Raw genomic sequence first — 380 nt, 5'->3', positions numbered from 1 at the left:
GGAAGATTGACCCCTTTCCTATCAATATTTGCTTCAAAGAGCCTGGTTTTTCGACCGGGTTCTTTTTTTGCCCTTGTGGACGCTGCGTGGACGCTTGCTCCTGTATCATAAGATCAACCGGATCAGAAAGCGAGGGATAGAAATCAGGTGATACCAACATGAAGATCATTGCAGTAGACCCGAACCCCGAAAAGTTGATGCGCCTGTCGGCGGAAATCAGAAAGAGTACACCGCCGGGTTCCTCCGTTGAGTGCTTCTGCGACCCGCTGTACGCTCATCAGTATTCGTTCTATCATCCCGTTGACGCGCTGTATGCCGTCGCACGGATGGGCCCCCTGACCGGGCTGGAGCTTGCGGAGAATATGCGGTCAAGGTATCCT

1 protein-coding gene is annotated in these 380 nt (G+C 52.6%); it reads left to right on the top strand.

Going from position 1 to position 380, the window contains the following annotated elements:
• Positions 1-158 precede the first annotated feature (158 nt).
• The coding region (locus tag ACTQ34_RS18205) for a hypothetical protein (RefSeq protein ID WP_441365000.1) at positions 159-380 on the top strand (222 nt) is incomplete at its 3' end.

This window comes from Agathobaculum sp. LCP25S3_E8 (genome assembly GCF_052117165.1).
GTDB lineage: Bacteria > Bacillota > Clostridia > Oscillospirales > Butyricicoccaceae > Agathobaculum.
Note: the sequence above shows the minus strand (reverse complement) of the source record. Positions and strands in the feature narration are given on the sequence as shown.